The 23390-nt window shown below is 66.7% G+C and carries 21 protein-coding genes; 13 read left to right on the plus strand and 8 right to left on the minus strand.

Annotated elements, in window-relative coordinates; translation table 11 throughout:
• Positions 1–3: 3 nt before the first annotated feature.
• From ppsA to L0C60_RS05980, 3 genes are read right to left on the minus strand one after another with little or no spacing between them, the layout of a single operon-like run.
• Entirely contained in the window at positions 4–2397 is a 2394-nt protein-coding gene (gene ppsA / locus L0C60_RS05970) for a phosphoenolpyruvate synthase (RefSeq protein WP_234506198.1), read from the minus strand.
• On the minus strand, positions 2394–3287 hold the full coding sequence (locus L0C60_RS05975; RefSeq protein WP_234506196.1) for an AAA family ATPase: 894 nt from the start codon (positions 3285–3287) through the stop codon (positions 2394–2396). Before L0C60_RS05975 ends, ppsA begins: the two co-directional genes overlap by 4 nt.
• Complete coding sequence (locus L0C60_RS05980; RefSeq protein WP_234506194.1) at positions 3288–5267, minus strand: elongation factor G; 1980 nt, start codon at positions 5265–5267, stop codon at positions 3288–3290.
• 56 nt (positions 5268–5323) lie between these two features.
• Here L0C60_RS05980 and L0C60_RS05985 point away from each other — a divergent pair, with 56 nt between their 5' ends.
• From L0C60_RS05985 to mltG, 5 genes are read left to right on the plus strand one after another with little or no spacing between them, the layout of a single operon-like run.
• Complete coding sequence (locus L0C60_RS05985) at positions 5324–5698, plus strand: M67 family metallopeptidase (RefSeq protein ID WP_234506809.1); 375 nt, start codon at positions 5324–5326, stop codon at positions 5696–5698.
• An 8-nt stretch (positions 5699–5706) separates the two neighbouring features.
• Positions 5707–8355: an alanine--tRNA ligase gene (gene alaS, locus L0C60_RS05990; RefSeq protein WP_234506191.1), complete on the plus strand. Its 2649-nt coding sequence runs from the start codon at positions 5707–5709 to the stop codon at positions 8353–8355.
• Between the two features lie 4 nt (positions 8356–8359).
• Positions 8360–9046 carry a hypothetical protein gene (locus tag L0C60_RS05995; protein WP_234506187.1) on the plus strand — a complete coding sequence of 229 codons (687 nt, stop codon included), beginning with the start codon at positions 8360–8362 and terminating at the stop codon, positions 9044–9046.
• Positions 9027–9434 (plus strand): Holliday junction resolvase RuvX, encoded by a 408-nt coding sequence (ruvX, locus tag L0C60_RS06000; RefSeq protein WP_234506184.1) that lies wholly within the window; start codon positions 9027–9029, stop codon positions 9432–9434. The genes L0C60_RS05995 and ruvX overlap by 20 nt, the downstream gene beginning before the upstream one ends.
• Complete coding sequence (gene mltG, locus L0C60_RS06005) at positions 9418–10431, plus strand: endolytic transglycosylase MltG (protein ID WP_243092601.1); 1014 nt, start codon at positions 9418–9420, stop codon at positions 10429–10431. The genes ruvX and mltG overlap by 17 nt, the downstream gene beginning before the upstream one ends.
• Here mltG and L0C60_RS06010 read toward each other — a convergent pair.
• Positions 10416–11252 carry a carbohydrate ABC transporter permease gene (locus L0C60_RS06010; protein ID WP_234506178.1) on the minus strand — a complete coding sequence of 279 codons (837 nt, stop codon included), beginning with the start codon at positions 11250–11252 and terminating at the stop codon, positions 10416–10418. The two genes, mltG and L0C60_RS06010, sit on opposite strands and share 16 nt — an antisense overlap.
• Before the next feature lies 1 nt (position 11253).
• Complete coding sequence (locus L0C60_RS06015; RefSeq protein ID WP_234506175.1) at positions 11254–11748, minus strand: bioflim formation protein; 495 nt, start codon at positions 11746–11748, stop codon at positions 11254–11256.
• 32 nt (positions 11749–11780) lie between these two features.
• Between L0C60_RS06015 and L0C60_RS06020 the strand changes: the two genes are divergently transcribed.
• Together L0C60_RS06020 and L0C60_RS06025 are read left to right on the plus strand one after the other, a co-directional pair.
• Entirely contained in the window at positions 11781–12500 is a 720-nt protein-coding gene (locus L0C60_RS06020; protein ID WP_234506172.1) for an AAA family ATPase, read from the plus strand.
• A 5-nt stretch (positions 12501–12505) separates the two neighbouring features.
• Positions 12506–13582 carry an enolase C-terminal domain-like protein gene (locus tag L0C60_RS06025; RefSeq protein ID WP_234506167.1) on the plus strand — a complete coding sequence of 359 codons (1077 nt, stop codon included), beginning with the start codon at positions 12506–12508 and terminating at the stop codon, positions 13580–13582.
• A 59-nt stretch (positions 13583–13641) separates the two neighbouring features.
• Here L0C60_RS06025 and L0C60_RS06030 read toward each other — a convergent pair whose 3' ends face one another.
• From L0C60_RS06030 to L0C60_RS06040, 3 genes are all read right to left on the minus strand, one after another.
• Positions 13642–15300: a hypothetical protein gene (locus L0C60_RS06030; RefSeq protein ID WP_243092602.1), complete on the minus strand. Its 1659-nt coding sequence runs from the start codon at positions 15298–15300 to the stop codon at positions 13642–13644.
• Positions 15301–15406: 106 nt separating this feature from the next.
• The gene (locus tag L0C60_RS06035; protein ID WP_234508583.1) at positions 15407–16042 is read right to left on the minus strand and encodes an HAD family hydrolase; all 636 of its coding nucleotides are present in this window, start codon (positions 16040–16042) and stop codon (positions 15407–15409) included.
• Positions 16035–17084 carry an MFS transporter gene (locus tag L0C60_RS06040; RefSeq protein WP_234508581.1) on the minus strand — a complete coding sequence of 350 codons (1050 nt, stop codon included), beginning with the start codon at positions 17082–17084 and terminating at the stop codon, positions 16035–16037. Before L0C60_RS06040 ends, L0C60_RS06035 begins: the two co-directional genes overlap by 8 nt.
• A 38-nt stretch (positions 17085–17122) precedes the next feature.
• Here L0C60_RS06040 and L0C60_RS06045 point away from each other — a divergent pair, with 38 nt between their 5' ends.
• Genes L0C60_RS06045 through mreB form a run of 6 tightly spaced genes read left to right on the plus strand, consistent with a single transcriptional unit; the run spans position 17123 to position 23388 of the window.
• A complete protein-coding gene (locus tag L0C60_RS06045) occupies positions 17123–17899 on the plus strand; it encodes a YgfZ/GcvT domain-containing protein (RefSeq protein WP_234508579.1) in 777 nt (258 codons plus the stop codon).
• A complete protein-coding gene (locus tag L0C60_RS06050) occupies positions 17872–19056 on the plus strand; it encodes a CinA family nicotinamide mononucleotide deamidase-related protein (RefSeq protein ID WP_243092603.1) in 1185 nt (394 codons plus the stop codon). Before L0C60_RS06045 ends, L0C60_RS06050 begins: the two co-directional genes overlap by 28 nt.
• Positions 19053–19646, plus strand: a complete 594-nt coding sequence (gene thpR, locus L0C60_RS06055) for an RNA 2',3'-cyclic phosphodiesterase (protein WP_234508573.1) — start codon at positions 19053–19055, stop codon at positions 19644–19646. The genes L0C60_RS06050 and thpR overlap by 4 nt, the downstream gene beginning before the upstream one ends.
• A complete protein-coding gene (gene recA / locus L0C60_RS06060) occupies positions 19597–20619 on the plus strand; it encodes a recombinase RecA (RefSeq protein ID WP_234508572.1) in 1023 nt (340 codons plus the stop codon). Before thpR ends, recA begins: the two co-directional genes overlap by 50 nt.
• A complete protein-coding gene (gene rny, locus L0C60_RS06065; protein ID WP_234508571.1) occupies positions 20616–22340 on the plus strand; it encodes a ribonuclease Y in 1725 nt (574 codons plus the stop codon). The genes recA and rny overlap by 4 nt, the downstream gene beginning before the upstream one ends.
• 16 nt (positions 22341–22356) lie before the next feature.
• Positions 22357–23388 carry a rod shape-determining protein gene (gene mreB / locus L0C60_RS06070; RefSeq protein WP_234508570.1) on the plus strand — a complete coding sequence of 344 codons (1032 nt, stop codon included), beginning with the start codon at positions 22357–22359 and terminating at the stop codon, positions 23386–23388.
• Positions 23389–23390 lie beyond the last annotated feature (2 nt).

The following is a 23390-nucleotide window of genomic DNA, read 5'->3' on the forward strand; positions in this document are numbered from 1 at the left end:
AGCTTACCCCAAGCCCAGGCTCCTTTCCACCTCGGCTACCTTCCGCACCGTGCGCAAAAGGGCGTCGGGGTTGAGGCTAAGGGCGTCAATCCCCCGTTCCACCAGGAAGGCGGCGAACTCGGGGTAGTCGGAAGGGGCCTGGCCGCAGATGCTTACCGTCTTGCCCCGGGCGTGGGCTTTTTCTATGAGGAGGGCGCAGAGGGCCTTCACCGTTTCCCGCCGCTCGTCAAAGAGGTGGGCCACCCGCTCGGAGTCCCGGTCCAGGCCCAGGGCCAGTTGCGTGAGGTCGTTGCTGCCGATGGAGAAGCCATCAAAGAGCTCGGCGAAGGCCTCGGCCTCGAGGACGTTGGAGGGGATCTCCGCCATGACGTAGACCCTAAGCCCCTCCTCCCCCCGCCTTAAGCCCCCTTCCGCCATGGCCTCCAACACCTTGGCCCCCTCTTCCGGGGTGCGGCAGAAGGGCACCATGACGTGGAGGTTTTTCAGGCCCATCTCCTCCCGTACCCGCTTCACGGCGGCCACCTCTAAAAGGAAGCCCTCCTTGTAATCCGGGTGGTAGTAGCGGCTCGCCCCGCGCCAGCCCAGCATGGGGTTCTCCTCCTTGGGCTCAAAGAGGTGCCCCCCCACCAGGCGGGCGTACTCGTTGGTCTTGAAGTCGGAAAAGCGCAGGACCACGGGCCTCGGGTGGAAGGCGGCGGCGATGAGGCCGATGCCCTGGGCTAGGCGGTCCACGAAGTAGGCCCGCTTGTCGCCATAGGCCTCGGTGAGGGCTTCCACCTCCCGCTGGATGTTGGGGGGCAGGGTGTGGAAGCGGGTGAGGGCCAGGGGGTGGATGCGCACGTGGCTGGCGAAGATGAACTCCATCCGGGCAAGCCCCACGCCGTCCGTGGGAAGGAGGCTCGCTTTCAGGGCCTCCTCCGGCGTGCCCACGTTGACCAGGATCTGGGTGCGGGTGCGGGGCAGGCTTTCTGGGTGGGTCTCCTCCACCGCAAAGGGCAAGGCCCCCCGGTAGACCCGGCCCACCTCCCCCTCGGCGCAGGAGACGGTGACCTCCTCCCCCTCGGGGATGGCCCGCGTGGCCCCCACCGCCCCCACCACCGCCGGCACCCCCAGTTCCCGGGCCACGATGGCGGCGTGGGAGGTGCGCCCGCCCCGTTCCGTGACGATGGCCGCCGCCTTCTTCATGATGGGCTCCCAGTCGGGGTTGGTGGTTTCCGTGACCAGAACCTCGCCCTCCTGGAAGCGGTCCATCTCCTTAGGGTCTTTGAGGATGCGGGCCCGCCCTGCGGCGATGGCCTCCCCCACCGCCAGGCCCTCCACCAGCACCTCTCCCCGGGCCAAAAGCCTATAGACCTTAAGCACGGGGCTTTTTTGCGAGTGCACGGTTTCGGGCCGGGCCTGGAGGATGAAAAGCTCCCCCGTGGGCCCGTCCTTGGCCCACTCAATGTCCATGGGGGTGGGGGCGCCCCGCTTCCTGGAGTAGTGGTCCTCAATCTTCAAGGACCAGTCGGCAAGCACCAGGGCCTCCTCGTCCCTTAGGGCGAACTGCTGGCGCAGGTAAGGGGGGGTGGGGCGGTTTTTCAGCCGGCCTTCCTTGGGGTCAAAGACCAGGGTGAGCTCCTTGGCCCCCAGGCGCTTGTACACGAGGGCCTTGTACCCCGCCTTTAGGGCCTCCTTGTGCACGTAGTACCCGTCCGGCACCACCCGCCCCTGGACGAGGTTCTCCCCAAGGCCATAGATGGCGGTGAGGTAGACGAAGCCCCGGTGGCCCGTGTCCGGGTCCAGGGTGAAGATGACCCCGCTGGCGGCGCTATCCGCCCGCACCATGCGCTGCACCCCCACGGAAAGGGCCACCTTCAGGTGGTCAAAGCCCATGTGGGCCCGGTAGCTGATGGCCCGGGCGGTGAAGAGGCTGGCCATGGCCCGCTTCACGTGGAGGAGGAGCTCCTCTTCCCCTTGGACGTAAAGGTAGCTTTCCTGCTGTCCGGCGAAGCTCGCCGTGGGCAGGTCCTCGGCCGTGGCGCTGGAGCGCACGGCCACAGGGATCTCCTCCTCCCCCGCCTCCTCAGAAAGCCGGCGGTAGGCGGAGAGGATCTCCTCCTTCAGGTCCTTGGGGTACTCCCCTTTAAGGATCAGGTTCCGCAGGCGGCGGCTTGCCCCTTGGAGGGCCCTGGGGTCTTCCACATCCAGGCCCATTAGCTCCTGGGCGATGGCCTCCTTTAGGCCGTTATGCTCCAGAAAGTACCAGTAGGCCTCGCTGGTGGTGGCGAAGCCCCCGGGCACCCTGACGCCCAAGGGGGCAAGTTCCCGGATCATCTCCCCCAAGGAGGCGTTCTTGCCGCCCACCAAGGGGACGTCCTCCAGGCCCACCTCGTGGAAAAACCGCACCCACCTCATGGCACCCCTCCTTTCCTCAACACCTCTTTCAGCACCCCTTCGGCGCTTTCCCCCTCGTAAAGGGCCTCCTCCGTGAGGAAAAGGCGATGGGGAAGGGCGAGGAAGGCGGCGTCTTTGAGCTCTTTCCAGTCCACCAGGGGCTTGCCCCTCAGGTAGGCCAGGGCCTTGGCCAGGGCGAGCCAGGCCTTGGCCCCCCGGGGGGAAAGCCCCATGCGGAGCCGCCTGTCCTCCTGGGTGAGGAAGGCCACGTGGGTGATGGTGGAAAGGGCCTCCTTGGCCACCCGCACCTCCTGGGCCTCCCGTTGCGCCTGGAGGAAGTCCACGCCCTGGGGCTCGGGGAGCTTGGGCTCTTCCGTGAGGATCCTAAGCCACACCTCCCGCCTTGGGGGGCGGAAGGGGATTTTGGCGGTGAAGCGGTCCAGCTGGGCCTCGGGGAGGGGGTAGGTGCCCTCCAGCTCCAGGGGGTTTTGCGTGGCGATGACGAAGAAGGGCTCGGGCAAGGGGTAGCGCACCCCGCCTGCGGTGATGTGGCGCTCCTGCATGGCCTCGAGGAGGGCCGACTGCACCTTGGGCGGGGCCCGGTTGATCTCGTCCGCCAGCACCACCTGGGCGAAGATAGGGCCCTTGACGAAGGCAAACTTCCCCTCCCGGAAAACCTCGCTCCCCGTGAGGTCCTGGGGGAGGAGGTCGGGGGTGAACTGGATGCGCTTGTAGGACAGGCCGCTTCCCCGAGCAAAGCTTTCCGCCAAAAGGGTCTTGCCCAGGCCCGGGACCCCTTCCAGAAGGGCGTGCCCGCGGGCGAGGAGGGTGGCCAGGAGGGCCTCAACGGCCTCTTCCTGGCCGAAGAGGGTCTCGTTCAGGGCTTCCTGGAGGCGCTTTAGGGCCTCCACCTACCCCTCCTGGGCCCGGCGCTCCTGGACGATCTTCTGCGCCAGGTGCGGGGGCACCTCGGCGTAGTGGCTGAACTCCAGGGTGTAGGCCCCAGCCCCCCCGGTGAGGCTCGGGAGGGTCTTGTAGTACTCCAGCACCTCGGCCAAAGGCACCTCGGCCCGCACGACGCTCAAGGCGCCTTCCTGCTCCATGCCCAGGATGCGGCCCCGGCGGGCCTGGAGGTCGGAAAGGATGTCCCCCACCCGTTCCTGTGGGGCTAGGACCTTGATCTGGTAGATGGGCTCCAGGAGGACTGGGTTTGCCTCGGCCATGACCTTCTTGAAGGCCATGCTGGCGGCGATCTGGAAGGCCAGGTCGGAGGAGTCCACCTCGTGGTAGGAGCCGTTGTAGACGATGGCCTTGAAGCCCATCACCGGGTAGCCCGCCAGGACCCCCTTCTTGGCGGCCTCGAGGATGCCCTCCTCAATGGCCTCCTGGTACTTGCTGGGGATGACCCCTCCCGTGATGCGCCACTCAAAGCTGTACTCGGGGGCAGGCTCGAGCCTGAGCCACACATCCCCGTACTGGCCGTGCCCCCCGGTCTGCTTCTTGTACTTACCCTGCCCCTCCGCCACCTTGCGGATGGTTTCCCGGTAGGGCACCTTGGGCACGGAGAACTCCACCTCCACCCCGTAGTCGGCGAGGCGCTCCTTGGCGGTGGTGAGGTGAAGCTCCCCATGCCCCCAAAGGAGGAACTCCCCGGTTTCCTCCTGCCTTTCCACCTTGAGGCTAGGGTCCTCCTCCAAGAGCTTCCTCAAAGCCTCCCCCAACTTGGCCTCGTCCGTACGCCCCTTGGGGTAGAGGGCCACGGGCACGTTGGGCTCGGGAAGGCGGGCGAAGGGCACGGCCTCGCTTTCCGGCCTCTCCCCTTGCCAGAGGATCATCCCCCGGTGGAGGGTTTCCGCCTTGGGCAGGCCCAGGATGTAGCCCGCCACCGCCTCCTCCACCTCCAAAAGGTCCTTGCCCATGGGGACGTAGAGGTGGGGAAGGCGCACCGTCCCCGCCTCGCTTTGCAGGGTGTCCCCGGGCTTGAGCCGCCCCCGATACAGGCGCACGTAGGCCACCTGGCCCATGAAGGGGTCCACCTGCACCTTGAAGACCTTGGCCAAGGGGGAGCCTTCCCCGAAGCGCTCCTCGGGGGAGGGGAGGGCTTCCAGGATCAGGTCCAGAAGGGGCAGGACGCCGATGCCCGTCTCCCCCGAGGCCAGGGCCACGGGGTAGAGGAGCCCCCGGCGCACCGCCTCGTGGAAGGCCTTTTCCAAGGCTTCCCCCGTGACCTCTTCTCCCTCCAGGTATTTCTCCAAGAGGCCCTCGTCCGTTTCCACGATGGCCTCCAGCACCTCCTGGCGGTAGCGCTCCGCCCGCTCCCTTTCCCCTTCGGGCAGGGGCACCTCCACCTCCTTGCCCCCTTCTAGGCGGTAGGCCTTGCCGTGGAAGACGTCAATGAGCCCCACCCAGCGCCCCCCTTCATAAAGGGGGAGGTCAATGGGGAGGATGGGTCCCAAGGTGGCCCGGAGGTCGTCCAAGAGGGCGTAGTAGTCCCCGCCCTTGTCCAGCTTGGTCACCACCACCATCCGGGGGAGGCCCAGCCTTTCCGCCACGGTCCAGGCCCTCTCCGTGCCCACCTGGACCCCGCTTTCCGCGGACACCGCCACCAAGGCGGCGTCCGCCGCCTCCAAGGCTCCCCGGATCTCCCCCACGAAGTCCCCGTAGCCGGGGGCGTCCAGGAGGAAGATGCGGTGCTCCTTGTAGCGCAAGGGAGCCACCCCGGTGCGCACCGTGGTGCGGTGGAGCTTGGCCTCGGGGGTGTAGTCCGTGGTGGTGGTGCCCTCCTCCACCCGGCCCATCCGCTCCTTGGCGCCCGTGTGGTAGAGGAGCGCTTCCGTTAGGGTGGTCTTGCCGCTACCTGCGTGGCCCACCAGGGCTAGGGTACGGATCATGGTTCCTCCTTCTTGGTGCCCATAGTATAGGGCCAAGGAGGGGGCGATTGTCCCAAATCCTTTACGTGCCGAAAAAGCTCCTGGAGGAAACCCGGGCCCACCTCCAAAGGGAGGCCCCTCGGGAAGGGGTGGGGTTGTGGGCGGGGCGGAGGGAGGTGGAAAGGGTTATCCCCCTCCCCAACGCCCACCCCAACCCCCTCACGGGCTACCTGGCGGAGCCCTTGGCCCTCCTAAAGGCGCTCAAGGCCTTGGAGCAGGAGGGGCTTTCCCTCCTCGCCATCTACCACTCCCACCCCGCTGGCCCCGCCTTGCCTAGCCCCACGGACATCCGGGAGGCCCGCTGGCGCGTGCCCTACGTCATCTTCGGTATGGATGGGGTACGGGCCTTCCTCCTCCCCGAGGGGGAGGAGGTGGCTTTGGCGGTCCTATAATCAGAGGCATGCGCACGGCGGAGATCCGCGAAAAGTACCTTTCCTTCTTTGAGAGCAAGGGCCACTTGCGCCTGCCCTCCTTCAGCCTCATCCCCGAGAACGACCCCTCCCTCCTCTTTACCTCGGCGGGCATGGCCCCCCTCAAGCCCTACTTCCTGGGGGCCAAGCCCATCTTCGGGGGCAAGGAGTGGCGAAGGATCACCACCTGCCAGGAATGCCTCCGGGTGGGGGACATTGAGAACGTGGGCCGCACCTCCCGGCACAACACCTACTTTGAGATGCTGGGCAACTTCTCCTTCGGGGACTACTTCAAGAAGGAGGCCATCCTCTGGGCCTGGGAGTTCCTCACGGAGCACCTTAAGCTAGACCCGAGCCGGCTTTGGGTCACGGTCTACCAGGACGACGACGAGGCCTACGCCATCTGGCGCGACCTCGTGGGGGTGCCGGAGGAGAGGATCGGCCGCTTCGGGGAGGACGAGAACTACTGGCCGGGCGGGGCCATCACCCACGGGCCCAACGGGCCCAGTGGCCCCTGCTCGGAGATCTTCTACGACCGGGGGCCGGCCTTTGGCACCCCGGACGAGACCGGGCCCAACACGGGGAGCGGGGACCGGTTCGTGGAGATCTGGAACCTGGTCTTCACCCAGTACGACCGCCAAGGCCCCATCCCCGGCCCCGGCATCCTCAAGCCCCTGCCCCAGAAGAACATAGACACGGGGATGGGCCTTTACCGGGTGGCGGCCATCCTGCAGGACGTGGAGGACTTCTACCGCACGGACACCTTCTTCCCCCTCATTGAGCGGGTAGCCCTTTGGAGCGGTAAGCCCTACGAGGGCAAGGGGAGCGTGAGCCACCGGGTCATCGCCGACCACGTGCGGGCGGTGGTGGCGGCCCTGGCGGACGGGGTGACCTTTTCCAACACGGGCCGGGGCTACGTGATCCGCCGCCTCCTCCGCCGGGCCCTGAGGCACGGCTACCTCCTGGGCCTCAAAACGCCCTTCCTGCACCGCCTCGCCCCCGTGGTGGCGGAGCTTTTGGGCGACTTCTACCCGGAGATGCGGGAGAACCTCCCCATGGTGGAGAAGCAGATCCGCCTCGAGGAGGAGCGCTTCCTGGAAACCCTGGAAGGGGGCTTGAAGCGCCTAGACGCCCTCCTCTCCGGGCTCAGGCCGGGGGAGGCGCTTCCTGGGGAGGAGGCCTTCCGCCTCTACGACACCTACGGCTTCCCCCTGGACCTCACGGTGGAGATCGCCGCCGAAAAGGGCTTTGGCGTGGACACCGAGGGCTTCAGGCAGGCCCTTGAGGAACAGCAGGAACGCTCCCGGGCGGCCATGGCCTTTGAGCGGGAGATCTTCAAGAAGGGCGCCCAGGTGCTGGAGGAGCTCTACGCCGAGCGGGGGGCCACGGAGTTCTTGGGCTATGGGACCCTCGAGGCCGAGGGGGAAGTGTTGGCTCTCCTGGCTGGGGACCAGGGCCTAGGGGAGGCGGGCCCCGGCACCGAGGTCCAGGTGGTCCTGGACAAGACCCCCTTCTACGCTGAAGGGGGCGGGCAGATCGGGGACTTCGGCCACCTGGAGTGGCCCGGGGGTAGGGCCTGGGTGGAGACCACCCAGAAGACGGAAAGGGGCATCTTCCTCCACAAGGCAAAGGTGGAGGAGGGCGTCCTGCGGGTGGGGGAGAAGGTGCGGGCGGTGGTGGACCCGAGGCGGCGGGACACCGAGCGCCACCACACCGCCACCCACCTCCTCCACGCCGCCCTTCGCGCCGTCCTCGGCCCCCACGTGCGCCAGGCGGGGAGCCTGGTGGCCCCGGACCGCCTCCGCTTTGACTTCACCCACCCTGAGCCCCTGACCCCGGAGGAGCTAGAGCGCATAGAGCTCCTTGTCAACCGCTGGATCATGGCGGACTTCCCCGTCACCTGGCGCTACATGCCCCTGGAGGAGGCCAAGAAGGAGGGGGCCATGGCCCTCTTCGGGGAAAAGTACGGGGAGGTGGTCCGGGTGGTGCGGGTGGAGGGAAGCCCCCTGCCGGGCCTGGAGTCCAAGGAGCTCTGCGGCGGCACCCACGTGCGCCGCACCGGGGAGATCGGGGCCTTCCTCGTCCAGAGGGAGGAGGCGGTTTCCGCCGGGGTGCGCCGGGTGGAGGCGGTGGCGGGGGAGGCGGCCATCCGCTTCGCCCGGGGCACCCTGAACCGCCTCAGGGCCCTCGCCGAAAGGCTTTCCGTGGGGGAAAGCGTCCTGGAGGAGCGCCTGGAGAAGCTCCTTTCCGAGCTCAAGGCCAAGGAGCGGGAGGTGGAAAGCCTTAAGGCGCGCCTGGTCCAGGCGGAGCTCAGGAAGGAGGTGGCCCTTTCCGAGAAGGGCGGCCTCCGCTACGCCGTGGTGGAGATGCCGGGGCTGGACGGGGAGGCCTTGCGCCGGGCGGCGGACGACCTGGTGGCGCGGGGGGCGGATGTGGCCCTGGTGCTCTCCGAAGGGAAGGCGGTGCTCAAGCTTTCCCCCCGCGCCCAGGAAAGGGGCCTCGAGGCGGGAAGCCTCTTCCGCGCCCTTGCGGAGCGGGCGGGGGGCCGGGGGGGCGGCAAAGGGGCCTTGGCCCAGGGGGCGGGGCTGGATTTGGCGAGGGCCAAGGAGGCCCTGCCCGGGCTTTTGCCCGTAGAATAGCCCCATGGGAACCCTATGGGGCCTTCTAGCGGCCGCCCTCTCCTGGGGCCTTTTCGCCCTCACCTTCGCCCGCTACCGGAGGCGGCCTGCATTGCACAACGCCCTCTATTCCCTGGGGCTTTTCCTCTTCGCCCTGGCGGTGACGGCGGAGCTTTGGGCGCGGCTTGCGGGGGCCTGGGACCCCGTCCTCTACCGCCTTTGGTACCTGGCCGGGGCCATGCACGGGGTGACCTTCCTGGGCCTAGGGAGCCTGGCCCTCCTTAACCCCAGGGCGGCCCGGGGGCTTCTCCTCCTCCTAAGCCCCTTCATCCTTTACGGGCTTTACCTGGTGGCCTCGGCCCCCCTGGACCTCACCGCCCTTCCCACCCCCTACGCCCCCTCGGGGAAAGCCTTTCCCGAGCCGAGCCTCACCTCCCCCAGGCTTTGGACCATCCCCTTTAACCTCCTGGGTACCCTCCTCATGGCCGGGGTGGCCCTCTATACCACCCTTCTCTTCTGGCGGCAGAACCCCTTGCGGGCTCAGGGCACGGCCCTCATCTTCGGGGCCGCCTTGGTGCTCGCCTCCACCAGCACCTTGAACCGGCTCGGGGTGGTGGGCCTCGAGGAGCTGGGGCGGGCCGTGGGGGTAGCCCTCCTCTACCTGGGGGTGGTCCTGGCGGACCGGAGCGTCTATGCGGGTGGGCGCGCTTGACGTGGGGGAGGCCCGCATCGGCCTGGCGGTGGGGGAGGAGGGAAGCCCCTTCGCCTTCGGCCGGGGGTACTTGGTGCGGAAAGGCCTCGAGGCGGACGTGGAGGCCCTTTTGGACTTCGTGCGGCGGGAAGGGTTGGCCAAACTGGTGGTGGGCCTCCCCTTGCGCACCGACCTGAAGGAAAGCGCCCAGGCCCAAAGGGTCCTTCCCCTGGTGGAGGCCCTAAGGGCCCGCGGGGTGGCGGTGGAGCTCGTGGACGAGCGCTTCACCACCAAGCTCGCCCAAAGGCGGCTCGCCCACGCCCCCAAGCGGGTGCGGCGGGAGAAGGGGAAGCTGGACGAGCTGGCGGCGGTGGTGTTGCTGGAGGACTACCTTGCCCGAAGGCTCTAGGAAGTGGCTTTGGCGGGGGGTTTTGGCCCTCTTCCTCACCTTCGCCCTCCTCCTCGCCTACGCCCTTTGGCTTTTGGGGCCCACGGGGAAGGAGGCCTTGGTGCGCATCCCCCGGGGGGCCAAGGGGGCGGAGGTGGCGAGGATCTTGGAGGAGGCGGGGCTTTTGCGCTCGGGGTATCTTTTCTCTGCTTACCTGCGCTTTTCCGGCCGGGAAAGGCGGCTCGTGCCGGGGGTTTACCGCCTCGAGGGGGAAGGGGCCTTCCGCCTCGCCCGCGCCCTCACCGGGGGGGAAAGGCCCTTGACCCTCACCCTCACCTTCCCCGAGGGGGAAAGGGCCAAGGACTATGCGGCCCGGCTCTCCCAGGCGGGCCTGGACGGGGAAGGCTTCCTGGGCCTCGTGGAAAACCCCGGAAGCCTAAAGCCCCCGTACGTGGAGGGAAGGACCTTGGAGGGCTTCCTCTTTCCCGCCACCTACACCTTTGACCTCCTGGCCACCCCGGAGGAGGTGGTGCGGGCCATGCTCCGCCGCTTTGAAGCGGAGCTCACCCCGCCCGTGCGGGCCCTCTTGGCCGAGCGGGGGCTTTCCATCCACGCCTGGGTGACCCTGGCCTCCATCGTGCAGGCGGAGGCGGGAAGCGAGGCGGAGATGCCCTACATCGCCGGCGTCTTCCTGAACCGCCTGGAAAGGGGGATGCCCCTCCAGGCGGACCCCACCGTGGCCTACGCCCTGGGCAAGCGCCTGCCCGAGCTTTCCCGGAGGGCGGGGGACTTCGCCGTGGACTCCCCTTACAACACCTACCGCTACGCTGGCCTTCCCCCTGGCCCCATCGGCAACCCCGGACGGGCGGCCCTCCTCGCCGTCCTAAACCCCATCCGCCAGGACCCCAAGGGCCGGCCCTACTTCTACTTCTTCCACGCCCAAGGGAAGCTGTACCTGAACGCCGACTTTGCCGCCCACCTCCAAGACCTCGCCCGCTACCGCTACTCCTCCCCGTAGCGGAGGAGCTTTAGCTGGGCGTAGGCGAAAAGCAGGGTGAGGAGGAGGATGACCACGGTGACGGCGGCGGCGTAGCCTAAGCGGAAGTTCTCAAAGCCCGCCTCGTAGAGGTAGTACCCCAGGACCCGGGTGGCCCCGTAGGGCCCGCCCCGGGTGAGGAGGAAGACGGCGGCGTAGGATTGGAGGGAGAGGATGGTGCCCACCACGACCAAAAAGGCCACCGCCGGCCGCATGAGGGGGAGGATTACATAGCGGAAGGCCTCCCAAGGCCCCGCCCCGTCCACGTAGGCGGCCTCCAGGAGGGTTTTGGGGATGGCCTTGAGCCTTGCCGAGGCCACCAGGACCCCGTAGCCCAGGTGCCGCCAGAGGGTGAAGAGGACCACCATGGCCAAGGCCCAGAACCCCTCCCGGTCCCACGGGGGGATGGGGAGGAACTGGGCCAAGGCCCCGTACTCCGGGGTGAAGAGGGTGTACCAGGAGAGGGTGGCCCCGCCCAGGGTGACGAGCCCGGGGAGGAAGAGGAGGCTTTTGGCGAAGCGCTCGTAAGGCGCCCCTTCCAGGGCCACGGCAAGCCCTAGGGAAAGCCCCACGAAAAGGGGAAGGGCCAGGAGCATGAACTTGAGCGTCACCCAGAGGCTTCCCCAGAAGGCGGGGTCTAGGAGGAGGTCCCTATAGTTTTTGAGCCCCACGGGCTTGGGCTCGGAAAGGCCCGACCACTCCCAGGTGGAAAAACGGATTACATCCAAAAATGGGTAGAGGACGAAGACCCCCAGGGTGAGGAGGGCGGGAAGGGAAAAGAGGACTAAGGGCAGGCGGCGCACGCTAGAAGAGGTAGAGGAGGCTTAGGCGGAAGGGAAAGCGGTCCGAGGTGGCGGCCTCGAGGGCGATGGGCTCCAGGTAGAGCCTGAGCCCTAGCCCCCAGGCCAGGTGGAGCCCGCTACCCGTCTGGTACCCAAGGCCCAAGGTGCCGGAAAGGGCTCCTCCCGGAAGCTCCAGGCTCGCCACCGGCCCCACGTGGGCCCCCAAGGGGTAGCGCAGGTCAAGCCCGAGACCCAAGGAGGTGTAGAAGTCTCCCAGCACAAGCCCGGGGAAAAGGTTGGCCTTAAGGAGGGCGTAGACCTCGGGGCTTGGCGAAAGGAGGGCCTCGGCGTCTAGCCCGGTGTCAATCCCCAAGGGGTTAAAGGGGAGGAGAAGGCTTCCTTGCAGGTAGGCTCCCTTGTCCGGGGCGTAGCCCACGCCCAGGGTGTTTTCCGGGTAGGCCGGGGCCTGGGCCAGGGCCAGGCCCAGGAGGAAGAGGAAAGCCAGGGCGCGCTTCATATCCCCCCCATCCTACCAGGTAGCATGGGCCCATGCAGGCGGCCTTTTCCCTGGACCCCTTAGAGGGACTCCTTCCCGCTAAAGAGGTGCCCCTTCTGGTTCTGGTGGGCCTCACGGGGGTGGGGAAGAGCACCCTGGTGGAGGCCCTGGGCCTCCCCCGGCTTCCCGACCGCCGGGAGCTCGTGGACCGGTATGTCCTCCCCCGCTACGGGGCGAAGCCCCCTGTTCCCCGAGAGGAGCGCTTCCGCTACACCCGGCTTTTCCGGGAGGAGTTTCCGGGCGGGGTAGCGGAGGTCTTGGCCCGGGGGTACGTGGAGGCCAGGGGCCTTCTCCTCTTTGACGGCCTCAGGGGGGAGAAGGAGGTGGCCTTCGCCCTCATGCACCTGCCCCGGGCCCACTTCGTGGTCCTCCACGCTCGGGAGGCCACCCGCCTCAAGCGCCTCCTTTCCCGCCAGGACGCCTTTGACCGGGTGGACCTGAAGCCGGAGGAATGGGCGGACCTCCAGGCCCTGGCCGAGGGGGTGCTCGCCCGGGAGGAGCTGGAGGAGGCCTTGGCCCTTGCCCCCTTGGAGGAGGTCCTCGCCAAGCTCAAGATCGTGGCGGAGGAGAAGAAAAACTATGACCCCGAAGGCCCCTTGCGCCTCTTAAAGGGGCAACCCCGGGCCCTCATCCTGGATACGGAAAGGCTCACCCCGGAGGAGGAGGTGGCGAGGGTCTTGGGCTTCCTACGGGAGAAGGGGCTTCTAGAATAGCGGGTATGGCGACCCTAAAGGACTTCCGCCTCATCCCTTTCCGTATCCCCCTAAAGTCCCCCTTGCGCTGGGGGAAGGCCTCGGAGCTAGCCGTCTTGGAGCACGCCCTTTTGGAGGTGGAGCTCTCCGATGGCTCCGTGGGCCGGGCGGAGGTGGCCATCCGGCCCACCATCTACGGGGAGACCTTAGGAAGCGTGGAGGCGGGGCTTCGCTACCTCTGGCCCCGGCTTAAGGGCCTCGAGGCGGACGACCAGGAGGCCATCCGCAGGGTTCTGGAGGCTTTCCCCTTCAACTTCGGCCTCAAGGGGGCCCTGGACACCGCCATCTGGGAGGCCTGGGCCCGGAGCGAGGGGGAGGAGCTTTACCAGGTCCTCAAGCCCGCCAAGCACCGGGTGCGGGTGGCCTACATCCTGGGCCTGGGTGGGGAGGAGGAGGTCTTGGCGGACGCCCGCTTGGCCTACGGGGCGGGGGTTAGGGTCTTCAAGGTAAAGGTGGGGCGGGACCTGGAGGGGGACACGAGGCGTATCGCCTGCCTCCAGGAGGCCTTCCCGGACGTGGACCTCTACGCCGACGCCAACGAGGCCCTTTCCCCCAAGGACGCCGAGCGCTACCTGGAGGCCTGGAAGGCCCTGGGCCTCCGCTACGTGGAGGAGCCCTTGCCCATAGAGGAGGTGGAGGCGCGGAGGCGCCTTAGGGAAAAGAAAATCCTCCCCCTCATCGCCGACGACTCGGCCATGACCCCTCAGGACTTAAAGCGGGAACTCATCCTGGACACCTTTGACGTCCTGAACCTAAAGCCCGCCCGCACCGGCATCACCTGGACCCTGGAGATGCTCGCCCTGGCCCGGGAAAAGGGCAAGAAGGCCATGGTGGGGAGCCAAGCCCAAAGCTCCTTTGGCGCCTACCAGTCCGCCCTCCTCGCCTTCCAGCAGGGGGTGACGGAGCCTTCGGAGCTCGCCTTCCACCTCAAGGCGGAAGGGGGCTTCTTCCCCTTCCCCGCCCTCCGGGAGGGGTGGCTTTACTGGGAGGACCTGGTGGAGGGCCGCTTTGACGAGGCGGCTTTTGCCCAGTACGCCTTCTAGAAGGAGAGGGGGCTAGGTTCTCCCGCGAACCTAGCCCCTTTAGGGTCTAAAGGAGGGTTCTAGTTAACCTGTAAGGAGAGGGTGTGGGTGTAGGTGTTCCCGCCAGCGTCCTCCACGATGAGGTCTATGTAGTAGCGTCCAGGAGCTTGGGGGGTCCAGGTGGCAGAAAGGTTCCATTGGGTAGCGGATACTTTTTGGACTTGCAGTGGGACGGGTTGCAAATTGATGAGGAGCTTAACTCCTTGCAGAGAGGTTTCGTCCTCTGCGTGTCCACTCAAGGTTAAGAGGGTGTTTGCCTGGAAGGGACCGGGGCCATCTGGCCCGATGTAACCATAGGGAGGTGCGAGGTCTAAGGAAATTCCCACATTCGCGCTTCCCCCTCCGGAGCCCCCACTGCCCGGCTCAGGGTAAAGGAACCACTGCAGGTCTTGGGGAAGGCTCCCGCTGAAGGGCTGGCCATCGTAGAGAAGGTCTGTATTGTTGGAGGTTATTTTCATTATATTCCACCCTTTGACCCAAGCAATGTTGAAGTTGTAGGTAGAGTTGCTAGTTGTGCAAACGCCCTGGGCGGAGAAATCCCGATCAGCGTAGAGGAAGAAGGCTCGCGTGTTGCCCGGCTGGTAGAAGTTAAGGTTGTTGGCTAAAACCAGGTCACTTCCGCTCGCCAGTTTAAAGTCCACTAGGAGCACATTCACAGTTTCCGGAGCATTACTCCAGGAGCAGCTCATCCCTTCAAACTGGATGGGTCCAAAAGCTTCTTGGTTAAGGTATGCTCCTGGGGGAAGTTGAACCTGAAAAGAGCTGTCAGGGTTAAGCTGCCCCCAGATTCCTAGGTCGGTGGACCTTTGAGGTCCACCCAGGGCCCTTATCGGAACAGGCTGGCTTAGGTAGCCCGGTTGCAGATTGGCTACGTTGCCTTGAATTTGCCGTCCATCGTTGTTGGGCAGGGATGTCGGCAGAACGGCTATCTGGATTTCCTCGGTGAAAGTTTGGAGCTGACGGTTGGGGCCAAGGGCTTGAAGGGTTACCCGCGCGCCGACTTCGGTCCCACCACTTCCTGGTTTTGCCCGTAACAGCACAGCGGTTTTGAGATCAGGATCAGTTAGGACCTCAGCGTTCCCAATAGCTTGGTAGGTGACGTTTTCTAGATCTCCCTGAGGGAATGCGCTCGCTATTCCTGCCGGTGTCTCTACCCCAAGGTTGATGCGGATGGATTCATTCTCTTTAAGGGAAACTGGTCCTAGGGAAGTATCGGGGTAGAGGTAGACCTTCCTGACGATGGCTCTTGGCCGAAGAGACAGGGTTGTGTCTCCTTGAATTGGGCGGGTATCCCTAACCCAGGCCACCTCTGTGTCATTGGCCTTTACGCTCAGCTCAAAGCTATAGGTCTGGGATGTTTGAAGTTGGAGGGTGGTTGAAGGGCTAGAAGGGGTTAGGGTGCGGCGATCTACTACCTGGTTTCCTTGGTAAACGATGAGCTCGGCGGAAAGGTCCCAGAATCCCCCGGGGACACCTTGGGTAGAAACCTTGCTAGGCCCTAGGGGTAAACCAGGAGAAGGAGGTGTTCCGGGCGCTAGGTCTTGGGGAAAGGCTACGCTTACCGTTACGTTGGATGTAGGTCCAGAGGAGCGTGGAGGAGAGCTGCTTGGGGTTTGCGTACCGCCACACCCAGCTATAAGCATCGCTAAAAAGCTCAGAACCAGGATGCTTTTCCTCATAAAACACCTCCCCCCCATATCGGGGTAGAGGCATTTTACAATGCTGATTAGGCTCCCTGCAAGCAAAAGAGAGCGTCCAAGAAAGATCTACCAAACAAAAACATACCTATTCCAGACGCAACAACGGCAGGCTCTCGTTAAAGGTCCAAATGACTGCCTTGGCCCCCGCCTCCAGGAGGCTTTCCGCCCCGTGCCCCGTGAGGAGGGCGTAGGTGGGGATGCCGGCCCCCACGGCGCTCCGCACCCCGGAAGGGGAGTCCTCAAAGGCCAGAGCCTCCTCCGGGGCCACCCCCAGTTGCTCCAGGGCTACCCGGTAGGGAAGGGGGTCGGGCTTCCCCCGGCCCACCTCCTCCGCCAGGACGAGGAGGGGGGGCTCCAAGGAAAGGGCCTGGAGCACGTGGCGGGCGTTTTCCTTGGGGGCGTTGGTGACCACCCCCCAAAGGAGCCCCTTGGCCTCCGCTTCTTGAAGGAGCTCGTAAAGCCCCGGGGTGGGCTTAAGCCCCTGGGCGAGCTCCCGAAAGCGGGCCTCCTTGGCCTCTATGAGGCGAGCGGCTTCCTCGCCCTCTAGCCCCAAGAGGTCCCGCACGATCTCCGGGTTTAGCCGGCCGGAGATGCGCCTTTGGTAAAAGTCCCGGTCAACGGCGAGCCCAAAGGGTTTTAGGACCTCCCGCCAGGCGAGGAGGTGCAAGGGGTCGGTGTCCGCCAGGGTTCCGTCTAGGTCAAAGAGGAGGGCCTTAAGCATGGGCTTCCCTCCGCTCTAGCTCCCGTAGAAGCAGGAAAATCCCCGCCGCCAGGGCCAAAAGCCCCACGGGAATCCCCCCATGGGGCAGGAGGGCGAAGAGGGCGGGGATCAGGGTGCTCCCCGTGGCCCCGGCGTACATGAGCCCCCCCAGGGCCCTGTGGCCGAAGCGGGCCTGGACCAGGGCGAAGAGGGTGGAAAAGAGGGGCCCGAGGAGGAAACCCGCCAAGGGGAAGAGGAGGGCGGTGGGGGGCAGGAAGTTTAGGCAAAGGAGCCCCATCACCCCGGCTAAAAGGGCCTTTAGGGCGAAGAGGGGCCTTGCCGCCACCCGCCTTGCCAGGACGAGCCTTCCTAGGGCTAGGAAAAGCCAGTAGAGGGAGAGGAGCACGCCCCCTAAGGCGGTGGGGTGGCCCAGGGCCTCGAGCCAGACCCGGTTCCAGGTGGCCAAGGCCCCTTCTAGCCCGGTGTAGAGGGCCACCAGGAGCAGAAAAGGCCATAGCCGCCCCGCCTCGCCCCGGGGCGCATGGGCCACCGCCGGCGCTCCCCAGACGAGGAAGGCGGCCAAAAGGGCCAAAAGCCCCGCCAGGGCGAGGAAGAGACCATAGGGCAGGAAGGTGAGGGCGAAGGGGGTAGTCACCGCCCCCAGGCCAAAGGCCACGTTCACCCGGTTTAGAAGCTCCACCCGCCTCCTTGGGTCCAGCTCCCCCACGAGGCTATTCCCGTGCACGTTCATGGTGCCTTCCCCGAGGCCTAAGAGAAAGGCCAGGGCCACCACCCAGGGGAAGCTAGGGGCCAAGGCTAGGCCCAGGAAGCCTAGCCCCACCAGGAAAAGCGCCCCCGGAAAAAGGGGGTGGCGCCTTTCCCCTTGGGCCAGGCGTACCCCGAGGAGGAGGCCCAGGAGGAGGACGGTGAAGAAGAAGGAAACCTCCTCCCCCACCCCGTACCGGGCCCGCCAAAGGGGGAGGGCCGCCCCCGGGAGGGCCACGATGACCCCCACGAGGAAAAGGGCGAGAAACGAGCCCCAGAAAAAGCGCACGTCCGCCATTCTCCCCCTTCCTGACCCTTTGGTCAATAATGGGAGGCATGGAGGCCCTGTTGGCCAAGGCTCTTGCGGGGGAAGGCTTCTTCGCCTTTCCCGGCGTCCTCCTGGTGCGGGGGCCCGATGCCCTTTCCTTCCTCCAGGGGCAGTGCACCCGGGACCTGAGGCGCCTTTCGGCCCCTATGGGGGCCTTATTCCTCAACCACAAGGGCCAGATAGAGGAGGCGGCCACGGTTTTCCCCCACAAGGAGGGCTTCCTCCTCGCCCCTTGGGGCACCCTCGAGGGCCTTCGGAATAGGCTTAAGCGCTACATCGTCTTTGACCAGGTGGAACTCCAGGCGCTTCCCCTTTTCCGCCTGGTCTATGCGGACGGGCGGGAGGAGCTAGGGGAGACCTCCGAGGGGGCGTGGCCTGGGGAGCTTTACCCCCTTTACACCCTCCTCAAAGGCCTTCCCCTCCTCTCCGACATCCGGGGGGAGCTTCCCCAAAGCGTGGGCCTCCTCTCCCTGGTGGACTACGGCAAGGGGTGCTACGTGGGCCAGGAGATCATGGCCCGCACCGAGGGCAAGGCGGCGCCCTACCGCTTGGTGGGCCTGAGGGTGGTGGAAAGGGGGGAGGCCCCGGCGGAGCTTTTCTGGGAGGGCAAGCGGGTGGGGGAGGCGAAGCGCCTCGAGGCCACCCCCTTTGGCCCCTTGGGCCTAGGGGTGGTGCGGCCGGAGGTGCCCTTTGGAGCGGTGGTGGAAGGGGGCGGTGGGCGGTACCGCCTTTCCTCCCTTCCCTTTGAGGAGGCGGCGTGGAGCGGGCAGAGCTCATCGGCGTAGGCACGGAACTCATCTACGGGGAAACCCTGGACACCAACACGGCGGAGATCGCCCGAAGCCTCAAGCCCTACGCCCTCAAGGTGGAAAGGACCCTGCGGGTGGTGGACGAGCCCGAGCCCCTGGCCCAGGAGGTGCGGGCGGCCTGGGAGCGGGCGCGGCTCGTGGTCCTCTCGGGGGGGCTTGGCCCCACCCCGGACGACGTGACCCGGGAGGCGGTGGCCCTGGCCCTGGGGGAGCCCTTGGAGCTGGACGAGGCCGTGCTGGCAGAGATTAAGGCCCTTTTCCGCGCCCGGGGGCGGGATATGCCCCCGGCCAACCGCAAGCAGGCCCTGAAGATCCCCTCGGCCACCTGGCTTAAAAACCCCGTGGGCACCGCCCCGGGCTGGTGGGTGCGCAAGGGGGGCAAGGACCTCGTCCTCCTCCCGGGGCCTCCCCCCGAGTGGCGGCCCATGTGGCGGGAGGTGCTCCCGAGGCTTGCCCTTCCCCCAAGGCCCTACGCCGAACGGGTCTTCAAGACCTGGGGCATCGGGGAGTCGGACATCGTGGAGCGGCTTGGGGAACTTTTCGTCCGGGGCGAGGAGGTGGAGGTGGGCACCTACCCCAAGCTCCACGGGGTGGAGGTGGTGGTCCGGGGCCGGGAGGACCGGGTGGCGGAGCTTGCGGAAAGGATCAAGAAGAAGCTTTTGCGGGAGATCTGGGGCGAAGGGGACCTGACCCTGGCCGAGGCGGTGAAAAGGCGCATGGAGCTGGAGGGGGCCACCCTGGCCACCATGGAAAGCCTCACGGGGGGGCTGCTCGGGGCGGAGATCACCCGGGTTCCCGGGGCGAGCCGCTTCTACCTGGGGGGCGTGGTATCCTATTCCGTAGGGGCCAAGGCCCGCTTCGGTGTGCCTGAGGAGCTTTTGGCCAAGACGGTTTCCGCCGAAACGGCCAAGGCCATGGCGGAGGCCGCAAGGTCCCTTTTTGGCGCCACCTATGCCCTGGCCACCACGGGGGTGGCGGGGCCTGACCCCTTGGAGGGCGAGCCCGTGGGCACGGTCTACGTGGCCCTGGCGGGGCCCAAGGGGACGGAGGCCAGGCGCTACCGCTTTCCCGGGGACCGGGAGGCGGTGCGGCTTCGGAGCGTCTACGCCGCCTTGGCCCTTTTGGTGACATGAGGCTCTTCTACGCAGTTTTTCTCCCTGAGGACGTGCGGCGGGCCCTGGTGGAGGCCCAGGAAAAGGTGTCCCGCTATAAGGGCTGGAAGGAGGTGGCGCCCCACCAGCTCCACCTCACCCTGCTCTTCCTGGGCGAGAGGCCGGAAGGGGACCTCGAGGACCTCCTTGCCCTGGGCCACCGCCTGGGGCGCCTCCATGCCCCTTTCCCCGCCCGCATCCGGGGCACGGGCTACTTCCCCAACGAGGGCACCCCCAGGGTCTGGTTCGCCAAGGCGGAGGGGGAAGGGTTTTCCCTCCTGGCGGGGGCCTTGAGGGAAGGGGTGTCGGAGCTTTTGGGGGAGGAGGCCCTAAGGGCGGGAGGGGATAAGCCCTTCAAGCCCCACATCACCCTGGCCCGGCGCAAGGCCCCCGCCCCACGGGTACCCCCCGTGGTCTTCGGCTTGGAGTGGCCGGTAACGGAGTTCGCCCTGGTGCGCTCCGAGCTTCGGCCCAAGGGGCCCGTGTACACTATTCTGGAGAAATTCCCTTTAAGAGGTGAACATGGACGAGAACAAGAGGAAAGCGCTGGAGAACGCCCTAAAGACCATTGAGAAGGAGTTCGGCAAGGGGGCGGTGATGCGGCTTGGGGAGATGCCCAAGCTCCAGGTGGACGTGATCCCCACGGGCTCCTTGGGCCTGGACCTGGCCTTGGGCATCGGGGGTATTCCCCGGGGCCGGGTGGTGGAGATCTACGGCCCCGAGTCCGGGGGCAAGACCACCCTGGCCCTCACCATCATCGCCCAGGCGCAGAAGCAAGGGGGTATCGCCGCCTTCGTGGACGCCGAGCACGCCCTGGACCCCCTCTACGCCGCAAGGCTTGGGGTCAAGGTGGAAGACCTCCTGGTTTCCCAGCCGGACACGGGGGAGCAGGCGCTGGAGATCGTGGAGCTTTTGGCCCGCTCCGGGGCGGTGGACGTCATCGTGGTGGACTCCGTGGCCGCCTTGGTGCCCAAGGCGGAGATTGAGGGGGACATGGGGGACGCCCACGTGGGCCTCCAGGCCCGGCTCATGAGCCAGGCCCTGCGCAAGCTCACCGCGGTCCTCTCCAAGAGCAACACCGCCGCCATCTTCATCAACCAGGTGCGGGAGAAGGTGGGGGTGATGTACGGCAACCCCGAGACCACCCCGGGGGGGCGGGCCCTCAAGTTCTACGCCAGCGTGCGCCTGGATGTGCGCAAAAGCGGCCAGCCCATCAAGGTGGGGAGCGAGGCGGTGGGCATCAAGGTCAAGGTCAAGGTGGTGAAGAACAAGCTGGCCCCCCCCTTCCGCGAGGCGGAGCTGGAGATCTACTTCGGCAAGGGCTTTGACCCGGTGATGGACCTGGTGAACGTGGCCGTGGCTGCTGGGGTCATTGAGAAGGCGGGGAGCTGGTTCTCCTACGGCGAGCACCGCCTGGGCCAGGGCAAGGAGAAGGCGGCGGACTTCCTCAAGGAGCGGCCTGAACTCTTAGAGGAGATCCGGGCCAAGGTCCTGGAGCGGGCCGACCAGGTGGTCCTCGCCGCCAGCGAAGAGGGGGAGGAATGAGCCTTCTGGACCTGGTCCTTTTGGCCCTGGTCCTCCTTCTCTTGGCGGCCCTTTTCCTAAGGCGTAAGGGCGAGGACCGCACGGGGGAGGAGGCGAAGCGCCTCCTCGAGGCCGCCAAGGAGGAGGCGAAGGCGGCCCTGGAGGCCGCCCGGAAGGAGGCCAAGGAGATCCTGGAAACGGCCCGGCACGAGGCCAAGGCCCTAAGGGAGGAGGCGGAGGCCCGGGCCAAGGCCCTCAGGGGGGAGCTGGAGGCCGAGCTCAAGCGGCGGGCGGAGGCGGCGGAGGCCGAGGCCAAGGCCCGCCTGGCCCAGCTGGAGGAGCGCCTCAAGGCCGAGCGGGAAGAGCTAAGGGCGGAAAGGGATCGGCTTAGGGGCCTTCAGGAGGAGCTAAAGGCGGAAAGGGAGCGCCTGAAGGAGGAAAGGGAGGAGCTTCGCCGGGAGGCGGAAAGGCTTTCCAAGCGGGGCGAGGCCCTGGACGCCCGGGCCCTAAAGCTGGACGCCCTGGAGGAGGCCCTTGCCCAGAAGGAGGAGGCCCTGAAGGCGCGGGAGGCGGGGCTTCTGGAGCGGGAAAGGGAGATAGAAAAGAAGCTTTACGAGGTGGCGGGCCTCTCCCCGGAGGAGGCGCGCAGGCTCATCCTGGAAAAGCTAGACCAGGAGCTGGAGGAGGAGAAGGCCCAAAGGGTGCGGGCGGCCCTGGAGAAGGTCCGCCTCGAGGCCCGGCGGGAGGCGCAGAAAATCCTGGCCCAGGCCATCCAACGCCAGGCCTCGGAAACCGCCGCCCAGCTCGCCGTTTCCGTGGTCCCCATCCCCTCGGACGCCATGAAGGGGCGCATCATCGGCCGGGAGGGGCGGAACATCCGCACCTTTGAGGCCCTCACGGGGGTGGACCTGATCATTGACGACACCCCCGAGGCGGTCCTCCTCTCCTCCTTCAACCCCATCCGCCGGGAGATCGCCCGCATGGCCCTGGAGGAGCTCTTAAAAGACGGCCGCATCCACCCAAGCCGCATTGAGGAGGTGGTGGAGAAGGCCAAGCAGGAGATGAAGACCTTCATCTACGAGAGGGGAGAGGAGGCGGCCTTGGAGGCCGGGGTGGTGGGGCTAAAGCCCGGCCTCATCCAGCTTTTGGGCCGGCTCCACTTCCGCTCCAGCTACGGCCAAAACGTCCTCAAGCACTCCGTGCAGGTGGCCCACCTGGCGGGGATTATGGCGGCGGAGCTGGGCCTGGACGCCGCCTTGGCCAAGCGGGCTGGGCTCCTTCACGACATCGGCAAGAGCGTGGACCGGGAGGTGGAGGGGAGCCACGTGGAGATCGGCATCGCCTTGGCCCGGCGCTTCGGGGAGCCCAAGGAGGTCATTGACGGCATCGCCCACCACCACGACCCCGAGAACGCCGAGACGGTCTACGCCGTCTTGGTGGCCGCCGCCGACGCCCTTTCCGCCGCCCGTCCTGGGGCCAGGCGGGAGAGCCTGGAGGAGTACCTCCAGCGCCTCGAGGCCCTGGAACGCATCGCCCTCTCCTTCCCCGGGGTGGAAACCGCCTTCGCCGTCCAGGCGGGGAGGGAGGTGCGGGTGATCGTCAAGCCGGACAAGATTACCGACGCCAAGGCGGTGCTCCTGGCCCGGGAGATCGCAAGCCGCATTGAGCGGGAGATGAACTACCCGGGGCAGGTCCAGGTGACGGTGGTGCGGGAAAGCCGGGCGGTGGAGTACGCCCGATAGGCTAAAATGGGGCGATATGCTTCGGGGCGAGGACATCGGGATTGACCTGGGGACGGCCAGCGTCCTCATCTACGTGCGGGGGAAGGGGATCGTCCTCCGCGAGCCCTCGGTGATCGCCGTGGTGCAGGGGAAGCGGGAGGTGAAGGCGGTGGGGGCCGAGGCCTACCGGATGCTGGGGCGCACCCCCGGCAACATCGTGGCCGTGCGCCCCTTAAAGGACGGGGTCATCGCCGACTACGCCCTCACCGAGCGCATGCTCCTCCTCTTCCTGCAGAAGGTGCTCTCCCCCTTAAGCCGCTTCTTCAAGCCCCGGGTGATGGTGGGGGTGCCCTCCGGGGTCACGGACGTGGAGCGGCGGGCCGTGGTCCAGGCGGTTTCCGCCCTGGCCCAGAAGGTCTACCTCATTGAGGAGCCCTTGGCCGCCGCCATCGGGGCCGGCATCAACGTGGCCGAACCCACGGGGAGCATGGTGGTGGACATCGGGGGCGGCTCCACGGACATCGCCGTCATCTCCTTAGGGGGCATCGTCCGCTCGGAAAGCCTCCGCATCGCCGGGAACGAGATGGACCAGGCCATCATCCGCTACGTCCGGCAGAAGTACAGCCTCCTCATCGGGGAGCGCACCGCCGAGGAGCTCAAGATCCAGCTGGGCCGGGCCAAGCTCCTGCCGGGGGAGGAGAAGGAGGTGGCGGAGGTCCGGGGGCGGGACCTCGTCACCGGCCTTCCCCGCACGGCGGAGATCCCGGCGGAGGACGTGGCCGAGGCCCTCAAGGAGCCCTTGGAGAAGATTTTCCAGGGGGTGAAGGGCGTGTTGGAAACCACCCCGCCCGAACTGGCCTCCGACATCTACGAACGGGGCATCCTCCTCACCGGGGGTGGGGCGCTTCTCAAGAACCTGGACGTGGCCTTGCAGGAGGCCACCGGGGTGCCCGTGGTGGTGGCGGAAAACCCCATTGAGGCCGTGGCCCTGGGCACGGGCAAGGCCTTGGAGATGCTCCACGTCCTCGAGGACACCATCCTCTCCTCCGACGATGTCCTAAGGAGGTGAGG

Origin of the sequence: Thermus hydrothermalis (assembly GCF_022760925.1) — a bacterium.
Taxonomy (GTDB): domain Bacteria; phylum Deinococcota; class Deinococci; order Deinococcales; family Thermaceae; genus Thermus; species Thermus hydrothermalis.